Source organism: Paenibacillus jilunlii (assembly GCF_900102965.1).
Classification (GTDB): Bacteria; Bacillota; Bacilli; order Paenibacillales; family Paenibacillaceae; genus Paenibacillus_AQ; species Paenibacillus_AQ jilunlii.
Genome location: NZ_FNGM01000004.1, coordinates 32,888 through 58,769, shown reverse-complemented (window position 1 = coordinate 58,769; position 25,882 = coordinate 32,888). Strand labels below are relative to the sequence as shown.

The following is a 25,882-nucleotide window of genomic DNA, read 5'->3' as shown; positions in this document are numbered from 1 at the left end:
TAAAGAAAGCGCTGTACTTTAAAATATACCAATCATTCAAAACCCATTGATAATCCCTGCAACGTGCATAGGACCAGTTTCCGGCTTAGCCTTTGGTCCAGTAACTGAATAAGACTAAAGTTTGTTTTACAACACTGGAATATACAGTAAGATGGAATTACTTAAGCAAGCGATTAACCGGATTAACACCATTTCCAGCAGAAAGGAATCTCAAAGATGAATGCAAATCGAAATATCTATGTTGTGCTTACCGGAACGGGCACTGCTTTTAGCGGAATTATTAAATGGTTTACCAGAGCTGAACTTAATCACGCTTCGATTGCTTTTGACAAGGAGCTGAGTGAGGTGTACAGCTTCGGACGAAAAAAAGCATATAACCCCTTTGCCGCGGGGCTGATCCGCGAGGATTTTGTGCACCCTTTTTACAGCAGTGCGGACTGCGCTGTCTATCAGCTCAGTGTGAGCAAAACAGAATATGAAAAGATGTACAACCATGTGAAAGGCATGATGGAGCAGCAGGACCGCTACAAATACCATCTGTTAGGCTTAATTGGTGTTCTGCTCAATGTGGAAATCAACCGGGAAGATGCCTATTTCTGCTCCCATTTTGTCGCTTCTGTATTCGAAAAATCTGCAGTTCATCCCGTTGCCAAGCCCTCCTGCTTTGTAACACCCGAAGATTTCGCCTCATCACTGCGCGCGCATAAAATCTTCAGCGGCAAGCTCTCCTATTACATGCGCAGAGCGCACGGAAAGAAAGTCCATACTTCAGGTATTCATCATTCCGGATCTGCAGTTCAGGCCTCCGTTGCGTCACGGATGATGCGGCTGCAGGAAGAGCGGGTAGAGGGAGTCGTCTAAAGCCCCTCCACCCGCTATACGTTCCCCTCACATTTCACTTTATTCTATGACTACGGAAATACTCCGTCCAATCTTCAGAAATGACCACTGTCACCGTATCTACCTTTGTTTGATACTCATTTGTAGCCGTAAAGGTGAACGTAACCGGCCCATTTGGTAATTTCTCAAAAGAAGGATCAGAGAGTTGTCCATCCCAAATGAGCTTGTCGCTATTGGCCGGGGTGAGTTGCGTTGTATACCCGCCCGTCATCGTTACCTGAACTGTATCTGGAAGACCGGTTGTCTTCGCTTGCAGCACAAAGGCTTCTCCTGCCCAATACACGTTATAAGCGCGCGGACTTTCCGGATCTCCGCTTTGTTTCAGATTAAAGGCTTGGCGGTTAGCGTTCCACTCCTCGGTGTGCTTGACTCCGCCCTTTACCGTTAACAGATTGACCATAAAATATTTCCGCAGAGAAATCGCGCTCCAGTCAAAGCCGTCAAAAACCTCAACCTCTACCGCATACTTTTCATACTCTGCAAGCGCTCCAGCGGGCACCTGCCACTGCTTAGCACTGGACACCTGTTCACCTGACTGCACCTTTACTGCGCCTGTGGCCAAATTGATAATGCGTACTTTATAGCGCTGCTGCAGGTCGCCGTCATCATCCTGGTAATCCCACTTGATGATCGGCTTAAGCGTACTGACAATGGTTGGCTTGGCCTGGTTATCGCTAGTCGGATACGTGATATTCACTTTCGGGAGACGGTTTACAACCGTGAGGCTATGTGTAATCTCACGGAAGAGCCCTAGCGAATCCGTAACGACTTGACGATACGTAAAAAGTCCATTAGAAGCAAATTTCTTCGTGAAATCACCCTGGGTGCTGGCGAGTCCTTCCGTTCCGTTTTCAGGTTTAAGCGTATACTTATAGCTGATAGTATCTCCTTTCGGCTCATCTAAATCTGTAGCCGTGCTTTTGATGTTGAGAATATCCGTCCGATAGATCGGTACCTTTGTGGCATCCTTTCCGGTGTCGGTGATTAAGGTGAATCCAGGCTTTGGCGGGTTATCAATGATGAACATTTTTTCATTCGAAATCTCGGACCAGGAACCTTTAGAATATGTCCGCCCCAATACAGTGAAATATTCGAAGCGATTAAACGTTGGGTTAGGGACTTGATACTGGCGGATCAAGCCGGTGTTATCTGCAATCTCCACGCTTTTTTCCAATATACCTTCCTTTGTAAAAAACTCCAGCCGGTACTTTTCCTGCGGGTCATTCTCCGGATCGGAGTATGTCCACTCTACCAACGGATCTCCTTGCTTCTCAGCATCTAGCACGGAAGGGTTCTCCGATGTGCCATCAGGTGAAGTTATCGTCATTGATGGAGCCAGGTTCTTCATAACGTTGACCTTTAGCGTGTCGATGTTCGACTTGGCCCCGATCTGGTCCACGGCCCAATGCTCCAGGGTGTAAATACCCGAATTCGGGAAACTGATTTCGATGTTGGGGGTCTTGTATAATTTGGTGGCCCCGTCACTATCCGTCACCTTCCAAAAATATTGAAGACTGGCCATGTCGCATGGATCTCCATCATTATCAGACGATGTGTACTGCTTCGTGTCGAACTGATATACCGTCGCAGGCCCGTTAATGGCTGCTGTAGGAACATGGTTTAAAACAGTAAAATTTCTAGTTGCATTAGAGGAAAGTGTTCCATCTGAAGCTGTCAGACGCATTTCCCAGCCATCCGATATGGCTTGCTGCTGTGATATTCCACTGCGTGTAATCAAGTCCCGGATGGTCATCACCTGATTTCGGTTACCTCCGGAATAATAATATGGGCTGTTATTTATTCTTGCGTTCCAACCGTAGCTCAATACATCGCCGTCTTCGTCCGGATCAGGTGTCATATTCTCCATCGCGATGAGTGTATCCCGGTACACTTCCGTTGGCATGCTAAAGGCCGCTGCAGGGGGATGATTAATCACTTTCACGGTTTGTGTATACGGTTCCGACCAAAGTCCGCGGTTATCATGGACCTGTAAGGTCAACTGATATGTCCCGACTCCGTATGCGGCGATGTTCGGAGGTGTGTTAGCACCGCCCCAATGACTCCATACCTGCTGCCAACCATCCTTATTTACAATCCAGTAATACACATCGAGCGGATCATTATCCGGATCAAAGGACTTGTCTATAATGCTTGTGGCTTTTCGGTAAGACACGATGCTCGGCTCCAAGGTAAAGAGTGCTACCGGGGGTAAGTTAAAGGCCGCTCCAACGGTTTGCTTCGACCAATCGCTCCACACACCAGCCCCATTTTCACCATCTACGTCTCTCACCCTTAAGCGAATATCATACTGGTCACTGCTCGGCAGCTGCGCCGGAGGAAACCCATCCGTCCAGACTTGCCCTTCTGTCTTCTTATACTGCCATTGCCAGTCCATCAGCCCTTTATTAGATGCAGTAATATGATCTAAATCGTAAGAGCTGTCGGTTATCTGCAACATTCCGCCCATCAGCTTGGCGCTGAACAAGGCAATCGGTTTGCGGTGGACATGGAACGTCATTGATGACAAATTGTCCCGGCTCCATTTCCGGTAAACGTCGAACCGGTCGTCGTTTTTGGGGTTGTCCCGGCCCTGAAAAGTAGCCACGTACACTCCGCTATAGGGGAAGGAAGAGTAGACAGAACTGCGCCACAACCCGGAATCTCCGATGATACCCATGGAATTATCAAAAAAGTACGGATCATGATCGAATCTGTAGCGCTCCCCATGTTTAGCATCACCCTCGGAGTCAAAGAACTTCGTTTTCGTTTCTACAGGTGTATTAACGAGTACAAAGGACTTGTTTCTCATTTGCTGTTTAACATTAATCGTGAGCGATGCCTTTGCTGTCATTCCAGAGGGGTCGGATGCCGTGATATTCATTGTGTACGTCCCTGGCGGCAAAGAATCTTGAATCGCGTCTATCGGTATACTGAAAGTTTTCGATAACCTGGCTTGAGGTACAACGGTCTTCTTGTATAAGACATTGGGTATTTCAGCGGTTACCGTTACATCTTCGTTATCCGGATCACTGACATATCCCTCAATATTGACTCCGCTCAAATTGGGAGCATTGACTAACGTTATTCCATTAGGTGTACCCACGGATAAAGAAGGTGGATGATTGGGTATGAGTTCAACCGTCCTTGTCATATATGGAGTCCAGTAGGCCGGTGTATAGCCGACCCCGTAAGGGTCCCCCGCAAGAAAGTCTGTATGAACAACTATTCTAATTCTGAACAATTCCGGATCTCCAGCTAATCCTGGACGTATGTCTTGTTCTTCAATGTCATTAGAACCTTGAAAGTATACGTTCGGTGCAGTTACTTTCATCTTCTCTCTTATGTTAGATAAATCAAAGTCAACATAAGGTTTATACCGCTCCTCATAAGGGACAAAACTATACAAGTTTCCGAAATCCGCTGGCCAATAACGATCATAGTAGGAAGAGTATGGGGTTTCACGACAAAACCAGGACTCATCTGCCCCATACTGATCCATTTTTTCGTATTCATACCCCTTCTTGGTATAGATAGAAGAGCACATCTTGGTCATAATTCGTTCTGTACCATAACTGCTGTTCAAATGGACCCGCATGTTGGCTCCAGGTGCAATATCATAGGTCAATCTTTTAGTGGTTTTATTGTATTTAATATTGATAACCTTGAGGGCTGGAAAGTCTAAAGTGATTGCATCATCCTGGTTTCCGTGCCCCCCTTGTCCGGCTTCAAAGGTGATATCCCGATAGTAAATGATGTCGTCCTCTGCCGCCTGCGCGACTGTTCCGAGTCCTACCCCCTCTAATGCTGGTCGTGGCAAGAAAGGAAGGAGTAAAGCAAAACAAAAAAATAAAATGATGCTTTCCTTAAACAAACGTTTCATATGTCTTTCCTTTCTCCACTTAAAAATCCCAATCTACTTCAGGTGGGCGGTTATTTACTTCGACTATTCGCTCGATAACATTCTGGGTAGCCTCAGAGCCAGTCCGCAGCCTATCGGCATCGGTGACAAAATCCTCAATCGTCGGCTGGCCAAACTCTTCAATGACGGTAACACGTACCTCATACTTCCCCACCTGATACAGCTCCAAGTTTAGGCGAGTTTTGTTTTCGTCACTGAACTGTACCCAGCTCTCATCTGTGAAACCTCCGTTGTTATTAGAATCGTAGCGATATTCCCAAATCCGTTTAATGATATTATCTTTGTCCGAAGAAAAAGACATATCATCAATAGAAATGACTGCTTTATTTCCATTAGCCGGGTCCCTATAGGCCCCTATAGGCATTGCAAAGTAAGCAACTGGGGATTCATCGGGAACGATATCGAAGGTAATCTCCTTGTCTGAAGCATACCCGGCCGTATTCTCCACGTGAATGGTCGCCTTATATTTCCCTGGTTTCCTAAAAAGTACATCTTTACTCTCCAGCTCGGCCAAGCTGCCGCTGTACTTAATATCCGCATTCGTGCCTCCGCTGACTGCACTAATCGTGACCTGCGTCCTAGATTTAATAATCGGAAACCGGGTAGGACTTGAACTGCTGTTGGTCAATGTGGTTTTCCGGTTCTGCTTAAGCGATCCGCTGATTTCGAGGTCTGCCGCTGGCCTAGGCTCAATGACCGTCACTTCTGTGCTGGTGCTTCCGGTCATACCGTCATTATCAACAACGGTCAGGGTAATTGGAAAAGTCTCTCCGACCTTATCCCGTGTATACCAGACATAACCTCTGGCCGTATTTTCAATCCCGCCTTCTGCTCCAGGAGTTCCCCAACCATAGTCGGTGATGTATCCGTCCGGATCGGAGGAATTCCCCCCGTATACCATCATGTCAGCCCCGGCTTTGATGTACTTAGGTGCGGTGATGCGGGCGATAGGAGGCTTGCCTTCCGGCTTGGTCGGTGTACTGGGTACGGATGGATAGCTGACTGGGTTATCCTTCTTGTACACACCGGCAGAGACTTCCATGCTCTGCTCCAGAGATGTTATGGTCCCGGTCTTGGTAACCACAGGCTTCTTAAATCGAATGACGACGGTCGTGGTATAGTCTTGCTTGAAATTATCATTGACGACCCGACTGGCCGGGATTGAGAAGTCAAAACTCTTTGATGCGGTAAGTTGCTTGCTGTACTCTTTTTTCATATCGGCCTTGCTCGTGCCATTCTTCTCCTTGGCGTAAAACACCCATTCCTCGATGTTAGAGGAATCCGTGTAACCTAATAGCTCCCCTTTGACGTTGATTTTCACATCTACTTTGCTGCCCTCCAGCTTGATCGGGTTCGGGCTTGGCTTCTCCAGCGTAGCCGTTCCGTTTAGCGTAGCTTGGTCGGGAGGGGAGTAATCGAAGGTGACTGTGCCGGCATAGCTGTAGGAGGTGAGTTTGGCTTGAGCTTCGTAGTAGTAGGGTTGATTAACAAAGTATAGACGTCCTTCTACCCACTGTCCTTTTTCAAAATTATCCGAAACTTGTTCTGGTCTTACGTTTGCTGTGGGAATTTCATAAGTGATGACGACTTTCCCGTTTTTGAGACCACCAGACCCTTTAGCCCCATCTAAAAGCGTTCCTAGTTTCATTTTGATACTGGATTCATTGACAGAACTAAAGGGAACTAATGTGTTATCCTTTCGAAACCATGTTGCCGAATTGGGCAGTACAATGTTAATAGATTTAGTGGTTACATTTTTAGTTGGTGGATTAGTTGAGGGTGTACTGAAATCAGTTGCAGCTGCGTTGTAAAACGTATTGATGTCTCTGTATTCATCATAATTATTAATTTGCCAGCGGCGTCCATCTGCATACCGCCAGATTGAATTTCCTGGGTTGGTTACAAATGATTTTCCAGGATCGCCATCAGTCCCCACAACAGGAAATGTCTCATCCTTCAAGTTACCTTTCAGCGTGACCTTGATTTTCCCGTTCTCGACGCTGATCGCTCCTACGACACTATTGTTTCCGGAGTATTTGAGAGTACCCATCTTTATCGCGGAACTGGTGACTCCGCTAGGCAAATCAAGATAAAAGGTCTTCGCACTATTGGCCGATCCAGTTAAGCCACTTGTCACCGGCACGCTGACACTGCCTTGCTTGGCTCCTTCTGCTTGTGCAGAATAGATTAAGGTCGGCATAAATACCAAGCAAGCGATGATAAGAGAAGTAATCGATAATTTCTTTGGTTTCATCTGCTATGCTCCCTAGTCCTTCTCTTTCACAATATACTCGGTGGCAGAAGCGCTTTTGTTATCCAACCAGATAACAAAATGATTAAAGTTTCCTGAATAACGTAATCCTTGATAGGTAGTAATCCTTTCCCCTGGCTTTAAACTCCAATCCCAAAGCGCTTCTTTGCTATTTGGTTTGTAAAAGCTAACCTCCGGCATAGCCGCTGAGGCATCGCCATTCACCAATCCACCAAAGTTCAGACGCCATTTGTCACTTAGATCCTTAGCATTCTGTTGAACAAGGTTTCCACTTTTATTCTCCACGGTAATCTTTGTCCAAATAAAATACTTAGCGTTGTTCAGGTCATACCCATACTTCTTGGCCAGTGCCAGAGTATCCTTCGACTTGGCATCATAGATCATGATCTTCTCCAACGTATAACTAAGACCACCCGCAGTCACTGTTACCGGCAGCTCTACGTCCTTTTTCAAACCATATTTGCTTAGATTGTCTGTCATTATTGGTTGTGACTGGCTGGCCGCTGCGGATGCTGTATTAATTACTGCTCCTTGAATCAATATGGAACTGAACATCATCGTTGCTGCCAGCGTTACTTTTATTACTGTCTTCATCATAGAAATCTCTCCCTTAAATGTTTGATATGTATGTGCAGCCGGCAAATGGCTCGCCTCGGATCAGGTTGACCATTTCAATTAATGCTCATCGGATATGCCGGAGCGCAATCACCATTAAACCGATAATGGCACGCTGGATCAAAGGCGGCCAGAGCCAAAAAAGTCCGCACGCTTCATTAAATCACTTATTCATTTTGTACTCCTGCACGGCAGGCACGATTATGGCCTCCTGGACTTTCGCACGGGAGATCAGCACCGGGTGAGCCGTCTCAATGACGGCAATCACGGACGGACCTTGTATGTATTTGGTAATGCCATAATTGCTGTCCTCATAGAGAAAAGGAAAGGTAACTCCGCTGGACTGATCAACAATGTCGAACTTTACGATTTTCACTTGAGCTTGCAGCCGGCTCCCCGCCAGGGGGGACAGGCCGTCGTCCAGTCCCAGATTTGCCTGAAGAGATTGCCGGAAGGCGGCAAATGCTTCAGCGGGTTCGATAATCAGACGGCCTTGTGCCCGTGCGGACTCATTCAGCTCCTGTGATGCGTCATGGACAGCAATGTTATTGGCATCCTTGAGCATACTGCGCAGCATGTCCCATTCCTGATTCTGAATCTGAAAAAACCAGGAATAGATGAAGATCATTAGAACAAATGCGAGCTTAATAATATAGTCCATAGATTAGGTTCATCCCTTAATCAGTCGAGATACTCACTCATGATTGACCCATGCCCGTAATAACGCGTGGGCTGTGACACCCCGGAAAAATTGTACGGAAACAGATTCATTCTGGGTGCTGAAATATACACATCCATGCGTTGCTTGCGCTCCTGCAAGGTCTCTGTGCTGCTTGTGATTTGAATCGAACCTTCAGGAAATCCGACAGCTTTTAGGTTAGAGATGACCTCATTCCTCATTGAAGCCGTGACCATCCCCTCCGTTGCTGCTTTTTGGGTAATATAGGATGTGTTGGCCTTGACCTGCAAATCTAGCAGATAATCAATATAGGTGAAGATGGGCTGTAGGATTATAAACAAGACAAGCCACATGAATAATGCCCGGAGGATGGTAGCCTTCAATGCCCACGCCCCCTTTTAATACTGCTCGACTTGTTTGGTGTGTGTGATGATGTCGTCCTGACTGCTGCCGATGATGTTCGTTGCCGCCGCGATGAACATTCCCGCAATCACAAAACCGATCGCCAGAAACATGGCAACTGAGATCGAGTCTTTTTTCATCGTCTTAGACCGCAGTATGGAACTCAGTATTGGCGACTGTAGCTGATGGAGCTAACTCTGCCGGTTGAACCATAGTCACTCCCGGGATTGTCGGTCTGTTGTCGTCCGCAGAGTTAATGACATCCCGAACAACCGGAATCAAAATAGCAATTACGATGGCAACACACAGGAAACCGATAGCGATGAACAATCCAGTAGATATAGCGTCTTTTTTCATTGTTAATATCTCCCTTTTCATTTTATGTTTTTATTGGATTCTTGAATAGAACAAAAATTTCATTCTTGGTTGCTGGACCGCGTTCAACTCACTGAAACAGCCCAACCCCATTAAAATTCTCTTTGATCAGCAAAATGTACTGCATCGCCAGCGATACGATCATCAGAAAAGTGGCGATGGAGGGAATGACGTTGATGATGGTAGAGACGTCGCCGATGAAGGACCATTTTTTCAAATATTGATCGCTGGAGATCTTGGCAATGATCTTCCCCTGCTCCCGCAGATAATTGGCCGCTTCCGTATCGTCATCCATACCTTCCGTTGCCAGCAAAATAGAGCGAATGTCGTTGATGAACGCGTGGTTGTCCGGAAATTTACCGCAAAACCATTCAATGGCCCGTTCCGTCCCCTCATCTACCGCCCGCTCTGACAGCTCATACAAATCCTGACGGATGTAGTTGAAATGTCCTGCCGTTCCGGCGCAAAAGGCCCCAAACTGCACATATCCCCGTTTGCGCAGCCGGTTGTTCTCATAGAGGCGGATGAAGGAGATCAGCTCCCCGTCTTTTTGAATGAGCGTCTTCTGATGCATCCAGGCCAGCAGCCACCCCAGCGGAAGATATCTCAGTGGACTGGTAACCGCCAAAATCAGAACGGCAACAAGCAGATCATAGATGGAAAAAGGCACAGACCGCAGGAAGTCACCTGCCGCTTGAACAAGCACATATATCAGGGCCGCCGAATAGCGGAACAGTGTGATTTTGCCTGCGGAAATGGTGATGCCGCTGTTATAAAGAAGCTGCTGCAGCCGCTCATTGTGCATGCGTTCTCCCAGTGTCTTCCATCTGGCACCAAGCCGGAGAAGATAACGCTCCTGTCTGGTGCTGCTGCTCACAAAAACGAGCAATGAGAGGTATACAAGTCCCAGTACTGCAATCAAAAGTAAAAGTCTATCCATAATTCATCACCTTAGTGGTAGTCCAGCTTTGGCCTGGCGAGTATGGTACTGATCATGAAAGAAATGAACAGCCCGGATATAATAATCATCAAAAAGGTTAAGCCAACCGTGGTCTGAAACTGCAGTTTGAAATAGACATCCGGCTTCAGCATATAAATAAAGGTTCCGACGGATGATACCAGCACCACCAGATTGCCGTACAACCCGAGACTGATCGCATCCCTGCTCCCTGCCTTCACCGTAAGAATCGTCTCCCGCTGCTGCTCCATGGACCGGCTTAGCATCATCAGCGTGTTCTTCAGGTAACGGGTGCCTTCTTTCTCGCAGTACAGCAAATCCGAGACAAATTCCACAGCAAAGGTAGTTCCGATAGCTCCAGCAAACCGTTCTGCCTCAAGGGTCAACTCCTGTTCATTGCTGTAGTTGGCAAATGCCGCTCCAAGCAGTCTGAGTGGAGTCTTCAGCACACTTTCTTCTGTCAGGAAGTCAGCAGTCTTAGATAAAATCGAGTCCACCGACAGGTGTGTGAACTTGGTTGCGATTTTGATTACATCCAGCAGATCGTAGCTTCCATGCACCTTCCGCTGCGCGTAGAGATACCTCGTCCGCAAATAGGGAATACTGGCTGCGATGACTGCCACAAAAAGCGGAAACCGCCACGATCCCTGAACCGGAAGCCGGTTATCTAAGCTGATACCTTCCAAAAACGGATTGCTGAAGCTCAAATGCCCCGGCAGCTCTCTTAGAGTAAGCAGTCCTGTGAGAAATACCGCGATGAACACAAACAGAGTCCGGAGGGAAAAACGCATAACACTAATTCCTGGCTCATATTTACGTTGGGCAAAATAGAGCAGATCGTCCAAATGCCGGTACAGCCACCTCCTTTGCTTATTGCTGCTGACCTTTTGACCAAAAAGACTTATGCGCAGGCTCATCCGCTGGTCGATCTTTTGTCCAAGCTGGCGCAGCTGCCTCTCAATGAATGGCTTCACCAGCAGCCACAAGCCACCGATAATCAATAAATGAAAGGCAGTCTGAAGCACATAAAATAACAGCTCCACGAGTTGTCCCCCTTCATTCGTTCAAAACAATCTTTGATTTGAGGCTCTCCTTCAGCGGCTCATCCATCGGTTTCTCCGCAGCCAGATGTCCCAACTCCTGCAAAAGCACCCGTGAAGCGCGCGGGTTTTTCTTCTTCATCTTGCGCATAAGGCCAGCCGTCAGCTTGTCATTATAGCTCCAGGCGGACTGTTCTTCTTCCCAGCGCATCAGATCATTGGCAAATACGGAGTTTGCAGCTTCGTCATAATAGACCTCGGAGATCCGGGCCAGCCGTTTTTTTCCGTCCGCTACGCTTTCCAGAATAAATACCAGCTCACAGGATTTAAGCGCAGAGATCAGATGGCCTTTCAGACTGCCGCCGATCCGGGTGGATACCGCAAAAGCTCCCTGATAAGGAATGTCCTCCGAATCCACAGTATGAAAAGTGCCTGTAATGCCGTCATAGCCTTTTTCGCCGCTCCACAGATAAAATTCCCATTCGTTATAGCGCATCTCCGTCATGTAGAGAATGTTCGGATCATGCCGCAGCGACTCTACCCCGACCTCCATCAATTCCTCATTGGCTGCCTGAATCGGAATAATCCGGTGGCCTTTGATCTGATACGGCAAAATCGACTCCGGATGTTTTTCAATCATCACCACTCCCATACACGAAGAAGATCCAAGCAGCTGCTCACCCACAACAGTGTTGGCAAAGGTAGTTTTGCCCGATCCGACCGCTCCGGCAATAATGGTGTTGCGGAACGTACCCGACAGGGCGCGGATCAGCTCAATGGCTTCCGCAGGAATACATTCCGTACCGGCTTGATCCTCCAGATCCAGAAACTCGACCACCTGCCGCCGCAGTGAAATCGTGGTGAAGCCGTCCCACACTCTGGGAGACACCCAAATCGCGAGCCGGATGAAGCGGCCGGGCCAGAGCGGATCATCCATTTTGAACTCTACGGAAGGATTATCCTTGTTGAGTTTCTTATCGGGATCGCTTTTCAGCAAAGAGCGTTTGAGCTGCTCCACCCGGTCCAGTGAGGGCATTTCATAGGGATACACCACAAACTTGCCCCGATGGTTGTAAAAAATCTGCCGTCCGATCATCTGCAGCCCGGTAGATTCGCTATAGGCCCGGTCGGTAAACCAGCGGTACGCGGGCCCGAATCCCTTCCATTCGTGAAACAGCGCTTCTGCTGCTGTCCCGTATGCTTCCGGCACCTTGCCGGTAAACGGTGTTTTGCGCAGATATTTCTCAATCACATTCATAAAAAAGCTGACTGCCTGCGGGTCGCCGGTCAGCGCCTTCGCATTCAGTTCAAAGTACCCGTCATCCTCCCGCTCCAGCCCGGCGTTCATGTCGCTTTTCATTTTTTGCAGAAAACCGTAAAAATCCTCTTTGCCTGGCCTGCTGGTGCGAAGCACACTTTGTTTCAGGGAGAACAGCCTGCGGTTGTCATGTGGATTCGGCAGCCAGACCGCCTTATGTACCTGCTCCATCCCTTGTTCTTCACGCTGAACCTGTGCCTGATTCCACTTCGTGCGCAAAATCTCTTGCCGGTATTCAATCATTGAAAAATCCCCTTCTTTCGGGCTTCCGGCGCCAGGCCCAGGGATACCAGCAGCGCATGTACCTTGTCGTCTATATGCTGAAGCTCTCTTTTGCCCAGGGGAAGACTATCCTGAAACGGCTGATAATAGGGCAGTTCAAGTAAAATCTCACTGCCAAAGCGGAGTACAAGATTCTTGGGCGAGGTCATTTCCTCCACATTGCTGCGGTTGATAATCCACTGGAAATCCTGCGGATACAGGTCCATATGTCCGGCAAGCTCCATTAGCGGCTGAAGCCGGTATTCGTGTCTCGGGTGTGTGACAATCAAACGCAGGGCTGATTTTTGCATCCCCACATACCATGCTGCACTCTCGGGAATCGATCCGAAATCAGCAACCACCACATCGGCATTCCCGGCAGCCTGGGCCAGCAGATATTCAATTTCCTCTTCCTGATAGTCCTGAACGCTTAAGTAGTCAAAATTGCCAGGCAGATAAGCGTAACCCTCCTGCTTCACCAAACCTTCAAAGTCTGCGGACTGCAGCATTTTGCCGGTCATCCGGGGCCGCAGCCTGTCGAGGCTGACCGCCGTCTGGCGGTCGAATCCGGGATCGTACAGATCAAGGCCGAGCAGAATCACACGTTGTCCCGCAGCGGCAATCCGCCGGGCAAACAGCTTGGCCACACTCGTACAGCCAATACCCGGGCCGGAGCCGAAAAAACCGACAAGATTGCCGCGCTCCTCACGCTCCTCCTCCAGAATGTAACGCAGCTTCTCCACAATCGCTGAAGATGTAGAACGCGGCGGGATAAAGAAAATCCCCAGACTTTCGCAGAACATATGGATGGCCTGATAGCTCCTTACACCCTTTTGCCGGTAAACATATAATATGGAGGAGTTCGGATAGCCCTGCCGCAGCTCACTCAAAGCTGTCACCGGGACCTGTTCACTGGTAACCATCAACATCTGTCCCTGAGTCTGGGAAGGTTCGGGCAGGACATTTTGCGTAACTACCGTGAACCCGGCAAGCTTGATCTCATTAATCGTGAGCTGATCCATCCCAAAACTGAATATTTTCATCACATTGGCCTCCCTTCACTTTTACTCTACACGTACAATCCACAGCTTCTTCCCCTGCTCCAAATATTGCCCCAGCAGCTCGCCGTCGTTTTTTTTCAGCTTGAGCTCAGGTGCTGCCACCTTGCCGGTTGAGGTGAAACGGTTGTTCGTGTTGCCATTCTCCGAATCCTGAACATCGTTGTTGTCTTCCGACCTTACATAATTAACTGTGACTCCGGTTAGGAATACTTTACGTGCAGGCGCGGAAGGCTGTGGGGTTGCGGTGTTTGCTGCACCTGCTGTTTTTGCGGCTCCTACGGTGCTTGCTGCTCCCGCGGTTCCAGCGCTTGCTGCTGTTTCTGCGGTTTCTCCTCCCCCCGCTGGTGTTCCGGCAGTGCTAGAGTTTGTTCTACCTGCTGCTGCAGAGCTATAACCGCCACTCCGCGATTGATTACCTGAATCACCTTCGACCAGATAAATATCCACCTTGTCTCTACTGCGCAGCGAACCGTTGATTGCATAGATGGCTTCCTTGGGAATAGGAAAAATCCCCTCATCCTGCTGCGGCTCCAGGTCACTGACATCCACCAATGATGCCGTCAGAATACTTCCGTTCGTTAAAATTACGTTTGTGATCTTGTGCTCCACCTGACTGACTTCCGTAATCACCCCTGAAGGGATATCCTTGGTCTGGACGGAATCCAGATAGAGATCACTTGGTTTTAGTTCATAATTTTTGGGCAAAAAGCTGCCCTCTGCCACTTTGATCTTGACCACAGTTTGCGACAGCACATACGGCTTGAAGTATAGATCGTAGCCGAGCAGTCCGCCGAAGCCGATAACCAGAATGAGAAAAGCAAATAAATAATTGCGTCTTAACAGATGTCCCCGCTGTGAAGCCAAGCCTTTTACCCCCTTATAAATGCGTTGATGAGCATGACAAAATACACCTTGGCAGAGAGAGCCAAAATGCTGGTAAAATGCTTTTTCACCTTGTTGTTGAGAAAAGTATTAGATTATCAATGTGAGGTACGGAGCTTGAGGATAACCGCGGGAGCAGGCTCCCGGCTGAAGAAGGATTCCGGTGAACAGTACACACTGTTCCATGCAGGGAAAAGGCTGCGCATGTTCACCGGAGATTATTCAATTAATTAAAAACCACGGTTTTGTTGTGATGGACAAGAATTCTGTCTTCGATATGCCATTTGACCGCCCGGGCCAAAACGACCCGCTCGATCGTGCGTCCGATGCGTTTCAGCTCATTTACATCATCGCTGTGGCTGACCCGCTGCACATCCTGCTCGATAATTGGACCGCCGTCCAGCTCTTCAGTGACATAGTGGGCCGTTGCACCGATGATCTTCACCCCGCGCTGATAGGCCTGGGCATAGGGCTTGCCGCCTACGAACGCCGGAAGGAATGAATGATGGATGTTGATGATCCGATGGCGGTAATGCTCTATGAACGAGGGCGAGATAATCTGCATGTAGCGCGCCAGAATAATAACGTCAATGTCATCTCCGATGGCCTTAAGCTGGCGCTGCTCCGCTTCTGCCTTGGTATCCGCCGTCACCGGGATATGGTGGAAGGGGATGCCGAAGGACTCCACATATGCCTGCATATCTGTATGGTTGCTGACAACCAGAGCGATATCTGCATCCAGATCCCCGGCCTGCCACTGCCAGAGCAGTTCAACCAGACAATGATCCTCTTTGGAGACAAAGATAGCTAGCCTTTTCTTTTGGCTTACATTGAATATTTGCCAGTCCATCTTGAACCGTTCCGCAACCCCGCCAAAGACCGAACGCACTTCATCAATCCGCTCATCCAACTTGGGCAGGTCAAACTCCACTCTCATAAAGAACATTCCGCCATCCGGGTCCATGGTGTATTGATCCGACTGGACAATGTTCGCACCATGCTGGTACAGAAAATGCGATACAGCAGCCACAATTCCCGGTCCATCAGGACAGGAGATAAGCATGCGCGCCCGGTTGGGGTATTGTCCGCTTGAGGAATGTTCTCTTTTTACATGCAATTCCATAATTCTCTTTCCATCCTCTCATCTACTTGCGCAATCTTTAATTTGGCTTTAAGCGTTCACGAGCAGCTGCTTGCCTGCCAGCCAAGCGATCAGCCGTTGATTGACCGCTTCTTCACTAAGCTGAGGAAACAGCTGTGCGGCAGCAACCGTATCATACAGACGTTCCAGCGGTTCACGCGGATCTGCCTTTTTGGCCTTGGCATCGTTCTTCAGCAGTTCCCATACATTCAGCACGTACTGGCGGGGATCAAGCTCCTGCTTGGCAAAAAAAGCATGCAGCTCTTCCACCTCATTCAGAAACTCCGCCCCGAACCGTTCAGCCACAGTGCCTCGCAGCAGGGCAATTTCCACCTCATACATCGGGCGCAGCTTCTTCGCATCTTTCCCGATCCAAGGAGTCTCCAGAATGAACGGCAGACCTGCAAGGGCTTCGTGATGGACTACATTGTTGATAGTCTCAAAGCCAATGTAGCCCGAGCCAATCGGAGTATGGCGGTCCTTGCCTGCACCACGCGGATTCTTGCTGTCATTGATATGGATTACACCCAGCCGGCTCAGGCCAATGATCTGGTCAAACTGCTGCAGCACACCGTCCAGATCACCGACAATATCATATCCGGCATCATGGATGTGGCAGGTATCGAGACAAATGGACAGCCGCTCATTATGAACGACTTTGTCGATAATGGAGGCAATCTCCTCAAAGCTGCGGCCAACTTCTGTTCCTTTGCCGGCCATCGTCTCCAAAGCAATATGCACTTCCGTCTCGTTCGTACCGCCAAGCACCTCGTTCAGGCCATCTGCAATCCGCTGCACTCCATATTCAGCATCTTTGTCTGTGTATGCCCCCGGATGGAGCACGATATGCTTCACCTCAAGCGCATGCGTACGGCGGATTTCCTCCTGGAGGAAGTCAACAGCCAATTGATACGTACTGTCCTTGTAAGAGCCCAAGTTGATGATGTAAGGAGCATGGACTACAATTTCTTCCACACCATTATCCTTCATCGCCTGCTTGCCTTCAACGGGATACATCGATTCAATAGGCTTGCGGCGCGTGTTCTGCGGTGCACCTGTATATATCATAAACGAGGTCGATCCGTACTCATTTGCTTCATTGGCCGCACTCAGGAGACCCTTGTCCGCACAGGACACATGTGAACCTATTTTAAGCATGCCTTATTCCCTCTTTCCTCACGAATTACCCCCTATTCTACCGTGATCGGGAAAATAAATCTAGGCAAGCTCTTGACGTCTGCTCCTGCTTCGCAAAACTTTGGAAATGCGCTATACTTTAGATGAGAATCAAGTTTGTGACAATCATCATTGTCAAAGGCGGTGTATTCATGTATTCAAAATCAAGCTTAGGCTTGCTGTCTGCAACACCGAGCAACTGGTTTATGAACTCCATCGCATTTTGGACTTTTGTGCTGCTGGGCTGCATGTGCATCGGCGGCTATTTCATGTTCCGCAAATTCCTAAAAGTACTGCCGAAAGCCGATGGCAAATCCAAGCTGGACTGGCAGAATTATTGGGTCGAACGCAGCCGTCCACTGTGGAGTGACGAGATGAAGGCATTTCTGGATCAGCTCGTTCAGCCTGTGCCAAGCCCTTTCCGTGATATCGCCAAGCATTCCATCGCCGCCGAGATTGGCAAGATCGCTGTAGAGAGCCATGCGCCGGAGGTAACCCGCGAGCACTGCATCAGAGGATATATCGTGGCTACCCCACGCCGTGACAACCGTTTTCTGATCAGCTTCCTGGAGAAAAACGGTATCGACTACTCTCCTTATCAGCATCTGATTAAATAATCGAAGGAGCGACCTTATGAAATACCTAATCTGTGGGGGCAGCGGCTTCATCGGACGTGAGCTTACCGAATATTGGCTCCAGGGTGGACATCAGATTATTGTTGTCGGACGTAAACAGCCTGAATCCCGAACCGCTGCCCATCCGGCCCTAAGCTTCCTTACTTGGGACAGTCTGGCTTCACATCCGGAGCTTGCCTATGGCGCTGATGCCCTGGTCAATCTTGCCGGTTCCTCACTGAGCCAGCGCTGGAGCCCAAGCGGCAAGAAGTCCATTATGCAGTCCCGTCTTGAAACCGTTTCAGCGGTAGCCAAGCTGCTGAACGCGCTGCAAAACAAACCTCCCGTAGTGATTCAGTCCTCCGCAATAGCTATCTATGGCACTTCATTGGAGGATACATATGACGAAACTTCTCCAGCCCATGTGATGGATTTCCCGTCCGAGGTTGTGGAAGCCTGGGAAGGAGCTGCAGACGAAGCCTACAAAGGTGTAAGAGTAGTCAAGCTGCGCACTGGCGTGGTGCTGGGCAACGAGAGCGGTGCTTTCCCCAAGATGAAGCTGCCCTACATGCTCGGCTTTGGCGGGAAGATCGGCAGCGGGAAGCAGTGGCTGTCCTGGATCGGTCTCACCGATATCGTCCGGCTAATCGATTTCTGCGTTCAAACTCCCGGCATTGAAGGCCCTGTCAATGCGACTGCCCCGCATCCCGTGACCAATGAGGCATTCGGCAAAATGATCGGCAAGGTCTATCATCGTCCCCACTGGTTCCCTATCCCTGCCTTCCTGCTCAAGACAGCCGCAGGTGAGCTCTCGGAAATCCTTCTGAAAGGCCAGCGGGTGCTCCCTGCCAAGGCCTTGGAACATGGATTTACTTTTACTTATCCAACCTTGCGGCCGGCGCTGGAGCAGCTGAAAGCGGAATAATATCCTCCCAGGGAGCTGCCACATCACAGGTCCCTGATCGCTTCCCCTTAGGCTGACCGGAAAGTATAGCAGCCTTTTACTATCGTGAACACGGCCCCTTCGGTCAGCGGATATTCCTTGTAAGGGATCATCGCCTCCCCTTGAAATAATGTGCCGTTTCTGGAGTCCAGATCCTTCAGGATATATCCTCCCCCGCTTTTAAGGATCTCCGCATGCACTCTCGAAACTCCCTCGGACTTCTCCACATACTGCGCTACCTCAGGAGAGCGGCCAATAAGAAAGCTGGGGCGGTTCAGCACGATTTTTTCCGGAAGCCCGCTCTCATTCTCCTGGACTCTTTCAAGATAGGGTACTGTATGGCTTACTCTCCGTGCCTCTTCATTCTCCGAAGGCAAATCCTGCTGCAGCAGAGCTGTAGCTTCTACAGGCATTGGCGCGGGTATTTTGAGTTGGCTTCTTTCCTGCTGCGTCCCCTTCGTAAGCGCAGCTTGAGTATTAGCGTAGGCAGGAATCTCCAATTTCTGTGAAGGCACTTTAATGTCTGGAGCAGCAGGCGATACGGTGGAAGCTGCGGGAGTCCGGCCAAAATCCCATTCCAGCTCCTTGTGATTTCTCCGGCGCATAACCTCCATACCGTCTTCAGTCTCTTCTTCCTGTCTCTCAACACCTATAATCAGTTTTCCGCTCCAGACCAGCCAGCATAATACACCCAGTACCAGCGTCGCCATTGCGCAGACAGCCATCCAAAGCAGCTTAGGATTGTTCAAATAAAGAAACTTCCATAATACCGCATCAGCCAAAACCCCGCCCAGCACCGTATAGGTTCTGTAGGCAGAGGGGGCAGGAGCAGCGTTGTTCCCCATTTCTCCATCATCCGGCTGCTGAAATGGCTGCAGCTCTTTTAGCTTGAGTCGCGGATAACCACTCATCCATGGAGCAGGCTTTTGAGTCTCAGCAGCGGTATTCCCGAACCCTTCCCCCGTCTGGCTCTGCTCAGGAACAGCAGATGCAATGTTTGGCGCTGTGCCAGTTGATTCCCGAATGCCTCTCCCTGCCGGCCCATTTGTATCCGGCCAAACAGAGCTTGGCGCAGCCTGCGCAGGATCTGTGAGTCTGTATGCCCCCTCACCGTCTGTCAGCAGTTCGGCTAGCAGTTCCTTCAATCCGGCCGGAGTGAACTCCTCTTCCCCGCAGTAATGCAGCAGCCTTTGCATTCCATCACCGGACAATTCTCTTACAGACGCCATAAGGGCCATAATCAGTGACTTCAGCGCTTCTCCTGCACTCACCGGAAATTCTGCAGCCTGCAGGGGAAGATAAGTAAGATACACCTTGCCGCTGCGCAGAGGTCCTTCGATAAAAATGTAATCCTCATGCAGCACATACTGCTCAGCGCTCAGCATGTATAACCGTCCCTCCTCCATCCCTGCCGCAATCTGCAGCAGAAGTCCGAAAAAATCGGACATGCCCAGCTTATTCCCCTTCAGAAGATGACCGAGCATTTTCCGGCGGGAAAGCGCATAATCAAGGGTTACCTGCAAATTGATCTCTTTGAGCTGGAGCCGGAGATGATGTGGAATCCCGGTATTCATCAGCATACGGGCCTGAACTATATTGAGCTCATCCGGCCTCAGCCCCCCAGGTTTGCTGAGCAGCATCGAGATGCCGTCCCGCTGTACAAAATCACGGCTTAATCCAAACAATACGCCTCACCTCTCCACTATAAGTACAAGTAAGCACAGATGAACCCTGGAACAACCGCCAGCATAAAAGGGAATTTCAACAGATCATCGCTTCGCCTCTTCAATAGCCGGGGATCCCGGAGCATTAAAAATCCGGCACTCCTGCTGATAATTCCTCGAATGCGCCTGCCCGTTTCCCGTCTGGAAAGAACAATGATCCATCCGATCACCGCTCCGAACAATACAGAATAGACAGTAACCTGCAAGGTGAACAGCATCCCCGTCCAGGCACCGATTCCCGTAAAAAGCTTCACATCTCCTGCTCCAACCGCACCCAGAAGATGCATGATCAGCAGGAGCAGTAAACCTGTGCCTGCGCCGCATATGGATACCAGAAATCCTTGGCGTCCGTTCATCATCCCCTGCACAACCAGCCCGGCTACCAGCAGCGGGAGCGTGATCCAGTTCGGTATCCTCATGAAGCGGATATCTGTAAGGAGCGCTGCTGCCAGGAAGGGCAGACAGCTCCAGAATGCCCAAACCGCCATTACTTTTTCCCTTCTTCCGCCTGAATTTTTTTCACTACTGTAAAAGCTGCCTCCAGCGAGGTGCCATCCTGCAGCTGGATAACAAAACGCCATGTGCCCGGCGTAGTATTCACTCCAATTTTCCATTCCCAATCGATATATCCGTTCGCATCCGCCTGCTTCCAACCCAAGTATTTGGCTGTGCTCTGGCCGCTTTTATAGAAGATGGACAAGCTGGCTGAAGCATTGGGCGGAATCTTGACCCGGATCCTGCCCTGATGATTGGCCACTCCTGGGCTCGGCTTCTCCAGAATAACAATGGAGCTCTGCCCTTCCCCGCCCCCTGTACTGTCCTCTTCATTTTCAGCATCAGTATTTCCTACCCACAGACGCTCCACCGAACTGGCCTCCAGCACGATCCGCTGATTCAGAAAAGGCACCCTCATCGGCAGTTCATAGCTCACCACAAGTCCAAAGTATGGGCGCGATCCTGTCTTAAGGTCCGGGACAATCACATTCGAAACATGAATGCGGTCATATTCCAGCCAGTCTGTTGAAAGATAGGGCTTCATTACAGGCTTGAGTGCCAGATCCAGCGCCCCTTCAGATGCCTCTGCCTGCAATTTTTGCAAGGGATCTTCTCCCCGCTTCACGGCTGAACGGACCCAACCAGCAATCGGTTCCGGGAGGCCGGCCGCATAGCTGTCACTCCACTCCTCAAGCGAGAGCCGGGGGATGCTCCATTTATCCGAGGGTCCGGCAGCTCCAGAAGCTTCTGCTCCTCCGTCTGAGCCTTCCGCAGCGCCTCCTTCTTTCCCGGCTTCCCGTTTCTGCACAGCCAGTACAGCAGGATACATATGGGCCGAGATGACCTTCACCGTATCCGAAGCTGTGCTCTGCAGAGCCGTCGAGTATAAGGACATTTGCACGATGAAGATCAGGAACAGGACAAACAGCAAAAACATAGGGAGGACCATAGCGGCTTCCACAACCATGCTGCCTTCACACCCCGGTCTTCTCCGCTTCCGGAACCTTTGCTTCACCTTGTTCCACCTCCCAGCTAATAAGAAAAATCTGCCTGTACAGTCCGGTAGTATAATTTACCCTGCACATCACCGGAAAGACCGCCGCCGTAATCCAGCAGCTCCACCACTCCCGGCAAAAACCATAACGGCATAGCTATTTTGATATCTGCTGCTGCGTAAGTGAATTTCTCATCCGGATCACTTCCGGTATTCAGCCGGATTAAAGCCAGCATTCGCGATAATTGGACGTCCCCGCCTCCATGCAGCACCAGAAACAAGCGCAGATAATCCCGGTAACTCAGCTTGGCGGATATGTATTTGGAGAGTGGAATTTCACCATTCTTACATAACAGCAGCATATCCTGCACAGCCTGCTCGACTCCGTATAGAAGTGCCGAAGCCAATATTAGCAGTGGGTTGCCCAGGCTTGTGCGCTCTGTAAAACCCTCCATGGTACGTATAGCCAGACGCACTGCAAAAATCTCTCCATAAGCTGCTGCTATATTCCCGGCCGGATTATAGAAGCCATACAATACATACTCCAATTCCTGAGCCGTAGGATCAAGCTGATCCGCCAGCTTCCCTGCCGCTTCATCTGTAGAGCCTAAAGCTAACCCGGACAGCTGCGAGATATCAAAGGGAGGAAAATACAGCGCCGCGTATTCGGTCTGAAAAAGCCTGTCTCTGGCGCCCTCCAGCACATTGCCCATTGCGGCATAGAGTCCGTCCACTTTGACCATGGAGGAGCTTCCGGCAGAATAGAGGTTCTGATCTGCCGTTCCCGTCTCGGTATCCTGGTCCAATCCCTTGTTAAACGCTATATTGTCGTCATAATAATTACGCAGCGTCTGATAACGTTCCATAGCTTCCCCGGCGCCAGCACCAAGCCCGCGGATTTGGTCCAGCAGCTTCATGGCACCGCCTAGCTTGCCTTTGGCCTCCTGCTCTGTCTGCTTACGCTGGCTGTCGAAAGTGCGGTGAGTCTCAATCCGCGCTCTATCAGCAGCAATGAGCACGCCGTCATTTCCATAATTGCGCATATAACTGTCGACTGTCTGGGATGCACCCAGGACACTGGCTATCATGCCGGAAACGTCGGCATTCAATCCGGTTGCCGGACTCAAGCTTCCGGGTAAGAGGGCGACCTGCTGAATTACGGTCTGCGAAGCTGTCTGCTGTTCCGACAAGCTATTCTCCAGCGTACTAATGTCACTTGCGGCGAGGATAAGCGAATCTTCCTGTTCGCGCAGCTTATGGATCGGATCTGCGCTCAGCTCTGCTGTGCCGCCTGGAATATCCCAGCTCCGCGCCGGGTTCTGCGCATCGTCCGGCCCGCTGTTCCGGGACTGCTCAAGCAGGCTTTTCATTTGACCATTCAGAGCTTTGACCCGCTCCAGCGCAGCCGCTGCCTCCTCCAAATAGTGTTGCTGCTCTTCCTGATAAGCGGCCTGTCTGCCGGAAACCTGCTCAAGCATTTCAGCGGATTCTTGTAAATAAGACTGCAAAAGACACTCGTACCACGCAGTTCTGCCCTCAGCCCTGCGCTGCATATCGGCGTGATATTTACCTACATAGTCACCATACATAGCCGGGATATCCGCAGCAGCGGTGATACTGCCTATCGGAGTGAATACGATAGTGTCACCCGGCGGATTCATGATCAGCGCCTGCAGTGCTTTTCCGCTCTCTGCCGCCTGTTTCCGCGACTTCAGCATTTGGTCCAGCGCCTCCTCCCGCTCGTCATACAAAGGCTGCAGCTTGCCGAGCACTTTGGTTGTCCGTGAAGCTTCACCCATTGCCGCAGACAGCGGCTTGAACTTACCGGCCAGCTCCAGGGCAAAGTCAACCGGCGCCTTGTATTTCATCTCTTCAACAATCTGGCGGCGGAAAATATCATAGCTTCCAAGCGGGCGGCTCCAGCTTAAGGAAGAAGAATCCAAATTCAAAGGCAGCAGGTTAAAAGCATCGCCGCGTCCGCTCTCATACAAATTATCATTCAGCACACTGGCCAGCAGCTGGTCGCCGTCATTGCCGCCATAAGCAAAAAGCCCGTATTTGTCTTTCAGTTCAATATCATAAGCTGACATGACTGAACGGACTGCAGCCCTGGCCAAACGCTCTTCCTGTACATTTACAGCGGCAATGCGCGCATAGTCAATCAGCACAGCGGTAAACAGGAAAACGAATGCCAGCACCATAATTAAAAAGATAGAGACTGAACCATCCGATCGGGTATATCTGTCAATCCTACACCTTATAGCTCCCGCAAAAACATGCTTAGTTTCAGACTTCAAGCGGTCTATCCTCCTTCCTCCCCTTAGCCGCTGCTCCCCAAATATCAATTTCCCCTCCAGCCTGCTCCTCTTCCTCAGTGCAGCTTGTTCAACATAATCGCTGCATTCTTCTTTTCCATCCCTGTTCCTGACTTGGCACTGTCTGGCCCGCCTTTGAATTTGGCACCGTAATAACGCATAAGATCAACGGTACGGATAAATTCAACCGGTTCAGCAACCACAGACTGGGCCTGCACCACGGGGACTGCCTTATCGGAAAGAATCCCATCCAGCACAGGCAAATTCAGCATCCGCTTCAGCTCTGCGCTGATTTGCCGGCCTGCGAGGCTATAAGCATATTTCATCTCGCCCGGCATATTTGCCGGCACCATACCGGATGCATGCTCCAGCTTGACCACAGGCAGTGTGCCTCCATCCTTGGCGGCAGGGAGCGTAATTGCTGCTCCACCGTCAGGTGCGCCGATGCCGAATAAAGAGGAAAGCAGAGCATCATCGCCAATGCGCCAATACAGCGGGTCGTATTCGCCAACGGGGTAAGCACCCTTCGTTTCTTTGTGGGTGTTATCCCAGTTGTAAGCTGCACGCTCCGTAGCGGCTGAAGCGATCTGCAGCAGCATCGACTTCTGATAGCTGTACAGACAGAAGAACAGCAGCAGCATAGTGATGCACATAATAATCGGCAGCAATAGAGAAGCTTCTATAGTAAAGCTGCCCTCGTCTTTCCGAAGCGTACTCAATCGAATACTTTCTGGCTCTTTTCACCAGCCGTCTCAATCAGAGCTTCCACTACCTCCTGAATCTTGTCCTTGAAGAGAAGGACGACCGCAATCAGCACAGCAATGATCATAATCATCTCCAGCGTACCGAGTCCTTCCTCGTCCTTCCAAAAGCTTTGTACAGCTCCCGCCAGCATTGAACTCATCATTAGCTTCCTCCTTCTACATTTTGAGCATCATGAACGCCGGTGTCCCCACCAGCACAATGACAATTAAAAAGATGACTACCATCGGAAAAACCAGCTTCGAAGAAGCCTGCTCCCCGCGCGTCCGGCTAATCGCCTTCCGTTTCTCCCACAGCATCCGCGAGAGATCGCGCAGGGCCAGGACAAAATCAGCTCCGCCTCTGCGGTAATTAAGCAGCACCGTGGTGGTGAACAGTGAGACCTCCTGTACCGCACAGCGTTTGCTGAAATTCTCAAAAGCCTGCTGGAACGAATAGCCGCTGTCCCACTCGGTAGTCATTTGGTGCAGTTCCTTATAGAGCGGGTGCGATGTGTCCTCCTTGCGGCTGTCCACACAGCGGATGATCGCCCGCTGCACTGTTTCTCCTGCACCTACGAGAAGCACAATGCTGTTCAGCAGCTCCGGCAGTTCAAAGCTGATATTCTGCTCCCGCAGCCGTACCTTCTTATGGAGATCACTCACCAGGGCAACGGGAAGCATTACCGCCAGAAATGTCCCCAGCACGGCCCCGGCTGTCTCCCCGCTTAACACCGTGAGCACACTTCCGGCTGTCAGGAACAGCCAGCTGTAGCTGATCATCTCCCCCATAAAAAGCAGTGTCCGCTCTGCGCTGTAGCGCGTTCCGTAGGTTCGCTGCAGGGAACGCTGAACCCTGAACATGACGGAAGGAATATATCTTCCAAGCTTCCATCTCTCGATCACCCAGAGAAATGGCTCACTCAGCCCTCTCAGCCGCAGTCCCTCCATTGGGAGTGTGCGTAGTCCAGCGTAACGGCTTCCGCATTTCAGACGGAGCAGCACCCAGCCAAGTGCCAGTGTCAACACGGTTGCGCCGCATAGCCAGGTCATTCATT

General features: G+C 50.1%; 24 protein-coding genes. 3 read left to right on the top strand and 21 right to left on the bottom strand.

Translation table 11 applies throughout. The features are described 5' to 3' along the window. Positions 1-216: 216 nt before the first annotated feature. Positions 217-861 carry a hypothetical protein gene (locus BLQ82_RS09680; protein WP_208810785.1) on the top strand — a complete coding sequence of 215 codons (645 nt, stop codon included), beginning with the start codon at positions 217-219 and terminating at the stop codon, positions 859-861. A 34-nt stretch (positions 862-895) separates the two neighbouring features. Here BLQ82_RS09680 and BLQ82_RS09675 read toward each other — a convergent pair whose 3' ends face one another. The 14 genes from BLQ82_RS09675 to BLQ82_RS09610 form a co-directional block, all read right to left on the bottom strand. Beyond that, complete coding sequence (locus BLQ82_RS09675; protein ID WP_062523854.1) at positions 896-4,780, bottom strand: glycoside hydrolase family 78 protein; 3,885 nt, start codon at positions 4,778-4,780, stop codon at positions 896-898. A 19-nt stretch (positions 4,781-4,799) separates the two neighbouring features. After that, entirely contained in the window at positions 4,800-7,073 is a 2,274-nt protein-coding gene (locus BLQ82_RS09670; protein WP_062523853.1) for a hypothetical protein, read from the bottom strand. A gap of 12 nt (positions 7,074-7,085) precedes the next feature. Further along, positions 7,086-7,688 carry a hypothetical protein gene (locus tag BLQ82_RS09665; RefSeq protein WP_062523852.1) on the bottom strand — a complete coding sequence of 201 codons (603 nt, stop codon included), beginning with the start codon at positions 7,686-7,688 and terminating at the stop codon, positions 7,086-7,088. Between the two features lie 181 nt (positions 7,689-7,869). Beyond that, complete coding sequence (locus BLQ82_RS09660) at positions 7,870-8,367, bottom strand: hypothetical protein (RefSeq protein ID WP_062523851.1); 498 nt, start codon at positions 8,365-8,367, stop codon at positions 7,870-7,872. Positions 8,368-8,387: 20 nt separating this feature from the next. Then, on the bottom strand, positions 8,388-8,768 hold the full coding sequence (locus BLQ82_RS09655; protein ID WP_062523850.1) for a hypothetical protein: 381 nt from the start codon (positions 8,766-8,768) through the stop codon (positions 8,388-8,390). A gap of 15 nt (positions 8,769-8,783) precedes the next feature. After that, a complete protein-coding gene (locus BLQ82_RS31905) occupies positions 8,784-8,927 on the bottom strand; it encodes a hypothetical protein (protein ID WP_020428330.1) in 144 nt (47 codons plus the stop codon). A 4-nt stretch (positions 8,928-8,931) separates the two neighbouring features. Next, a complete protein-coding gene (locus tag BLQ82_RS09650) occupies positions 8,932-9,144 on the bottom strand; it encodes a hypothetical protein (protein WP_062523849.1) in 213 nt (70 codons plus the stop codon). A gap of 88 nt (positions 9,145-9,232) precedes the next feature. Next, entirely contained in the window at positions 9,233-10,102 is an 870-nt protein-coding gene (locus BLQ82_RS09645; RefSeq protein ID WP_062523848.1) for a hypothetical protein, read from the bottom strand. An 11-nt stretch (positions 10,103-10,113) separates the two neighbouring features. Then, positions 10,114-11,163, bottom strand: coding sequence for a hypothetical protein (locus tag BLQ82_RS09640; protein WP_062523847.1), 1,050 nt, complete (start codon positions 11,161-11,163; stop codon positions 10,114-10,116). 13 nt (positions 11,164-11,176) lie between these two features. Continuing rightward, the gene (locus tag BLQ82_RS09635) at positions 11,177-12,721 is read right to left on the bottom strand and encodes a P-loop NTPase family protein (RefSeq protein ID WP_062523846.1); all 1,545 of its coding nucleotides are present in this window, start codon (positions 12,719-12,721) and stop codon (positions 11,177-11,179) included. Continuing rightward, the gene (locus tag BLQ82_RS09630) at positions 12,718-13,782 is read right to left on the bottom strand and encodes a CpaE/TadZ family protein (protein ID WP_062523845.1); all 1,065 of its coding nucleotides are present in this window, start codon (positions 13,780-13,782) and stop codon (positions 12,718-12,720) included. Before BLQ82_RS09630 ends, BLQ82_RS09635 begins: the two co-directional genes overlap by 4 nt. 21 nt (positions 13,783-13,803) lie before the next feature. Then, positions 13,804-14,664 (bottom strand): hypothetical protein, encoded by an 861-nt coding sequence (locus BLQ82_RS09625; RefSeq protein ID WP_062523844.1) that lies wholly within the window; start codon positions 14,662-14,664, stop codon positions 13,804-13,806. A 244-nt stretch (positions 14,665-14,908) separates the two neighbouring features. Next, positions 14,909-15,805 (bottom strand): formyltetrahydrofolate deformylase, encoded by an 897-nt coding sequence (gene purU / locus BLQ82_RS09615; protein WP_062523842.1) that lies wholly within the window; start codon positions 15,803-15,805, stop codon positions 14,909-14,911. A 48-nt stretch (positions 15,806-15,853) separates the two neighbouring features. Beyond that, positions 15,854-16,981: a deoxyribonuclease IV gene (locus BLQ82_RS09610; RefSeq protein ID WP_062523841.1), complete on the bottom strand. Its 1,128-nt coding sequence runs from the start codon at positions 16,979-16,981 to the stop codon at positions 15,854-15,856. Positions 16,982-17,151: 170 nt separating this feature from the next. On the opposite strand from BLQ82_RS09610, the gene BLQ82_RS09605 reads away from it, so the two are divergent. Both BLQ82_RS09605 and BLQ82_RS09600 read left to right on the top strand, forming a co-directional pair. Continuing rightward, complete coding sequence (locus tag BLQ82_RS09605; protein ID WP_062523956.1) at positions 17,152-17,616, top strand: DUF2621 domain-containing protein; 465 nt, start codon at positions 17,152-17,154, stop codon at positions 17,614-17,616. A 16-nt stretch (positions 17,617-17,632) separates the two neighbouring features. Beyond that, the gene (locus BLQ82_RS09600; protein ID WP_062523840.1) at positions 17,633-18,538 is read left to right on the top strand and encodes a TIGR01777 family oxidoreductase; all 906 of its coding nucleotides are present in this window, start codon (positions 17,633-17,635) and stop codon (positions 18,536-18,538) included. A gap of 47 nt (positions 18,539-18,585) precedes the next feature. Here the strand turns inward: BLQ82_RS09600 and BLQ82_RS09595 are convergent, their stop codons facing one another. The 7 genes from BLQ82_RS09595 to BLQ82_RS09565 all read right to left on the bottom strand — a co-directional run bounded on the left by BLQ82_RS09595 (position 18,586) and on the right by BLQ82_RS09565 (position 25,877). Then, a complete protein-coding gene (locus BLQ82_RS09595) occupies positions 18,586-20,241 on the bottom strand; it encodes a DUF6382 and FHA domain-containing protein (protein WP_062523839.1) in 1,656 nt (551 codons plus the stop codon). A 17-nt stretch (positions 20,242-20,258) separates the two neighbouring features. Beyond that, a complete protein-coding gene (locus tag BLQ82_RS09590; RefSeq protein WP_062523838.1) occupies positions 20,259-20,768 on the bottom strand; it encodes an A24 family peptidase in 510 nt (169 codons plus the stop codon). Beyond that, positions 20,768-21,790 carry a TadE/TadG family type IV pilus assembly protein gene (locus BLQ82_RS09585; protein WP_143013391.1) on the bottom strand — a complete coding sequence of 341 codons (1,023 nt, stop codon included), beginning with the start codon at positions 21,788-21,790 and terminating at the stop codon, positions 20,768-20,770. Before BLQ82_RS09585 ends, BLQ82_RS09590 begins: the two co-directional genes overlap by 1 nt. Positions 21,791-21,807: 17 nt before the next feature. After that, entirely contained in the window at positions 21,808-24,066 is a 2,259-nt protein-coding gene (locus tag BLQ82_RS09580; RefSeq protein WP_157243814.1) for a hypothetical protein, read from the bottom strand. 74 nt (positions 24,067-24,140) lie between these two features. Continuing rightward, the gene (locus BLQ82_RS09575) at positions 24,141-24,803 is read right to left on the bottom strand and encodes a TadE/TadG family type IV pilus assembly protein (protein ID WP_062523836.1); all 663 of its coding nucleotides are present in this window, start codon (positions 24,801-24,803) and stop codon (positions 24,141-24,143) included. After that, a complete protein-coding gene (locus BLQ82_RS09570; RefSeq protein WP_025704990.1) occupies positions 24,800-24,991 on the bottom strand; it encodes a Flp1 family type IVb pilin in 192 nt (63 codons plus the stop codon). The genes BLQ82_RS09575 and BLQ82_RS09570 overlap by 4 nt, the downstream gene beginning before the upstream one ends. Before the next feature lie 13 nt (positions 24,992-25,004). Beyond that, positions 25,005-25,877, bottom strand: a complete 873-nt coding sequence (locus BLQ82_RS09565) for a type II secretion system F family protein (protein WP_062523835.1) — start codon at positions 25,875-25,877, stop codon at positions 25,005-25,007. Between the last annotated feature and the right edge of the window lie 5 nt (positions 25,878-25,882).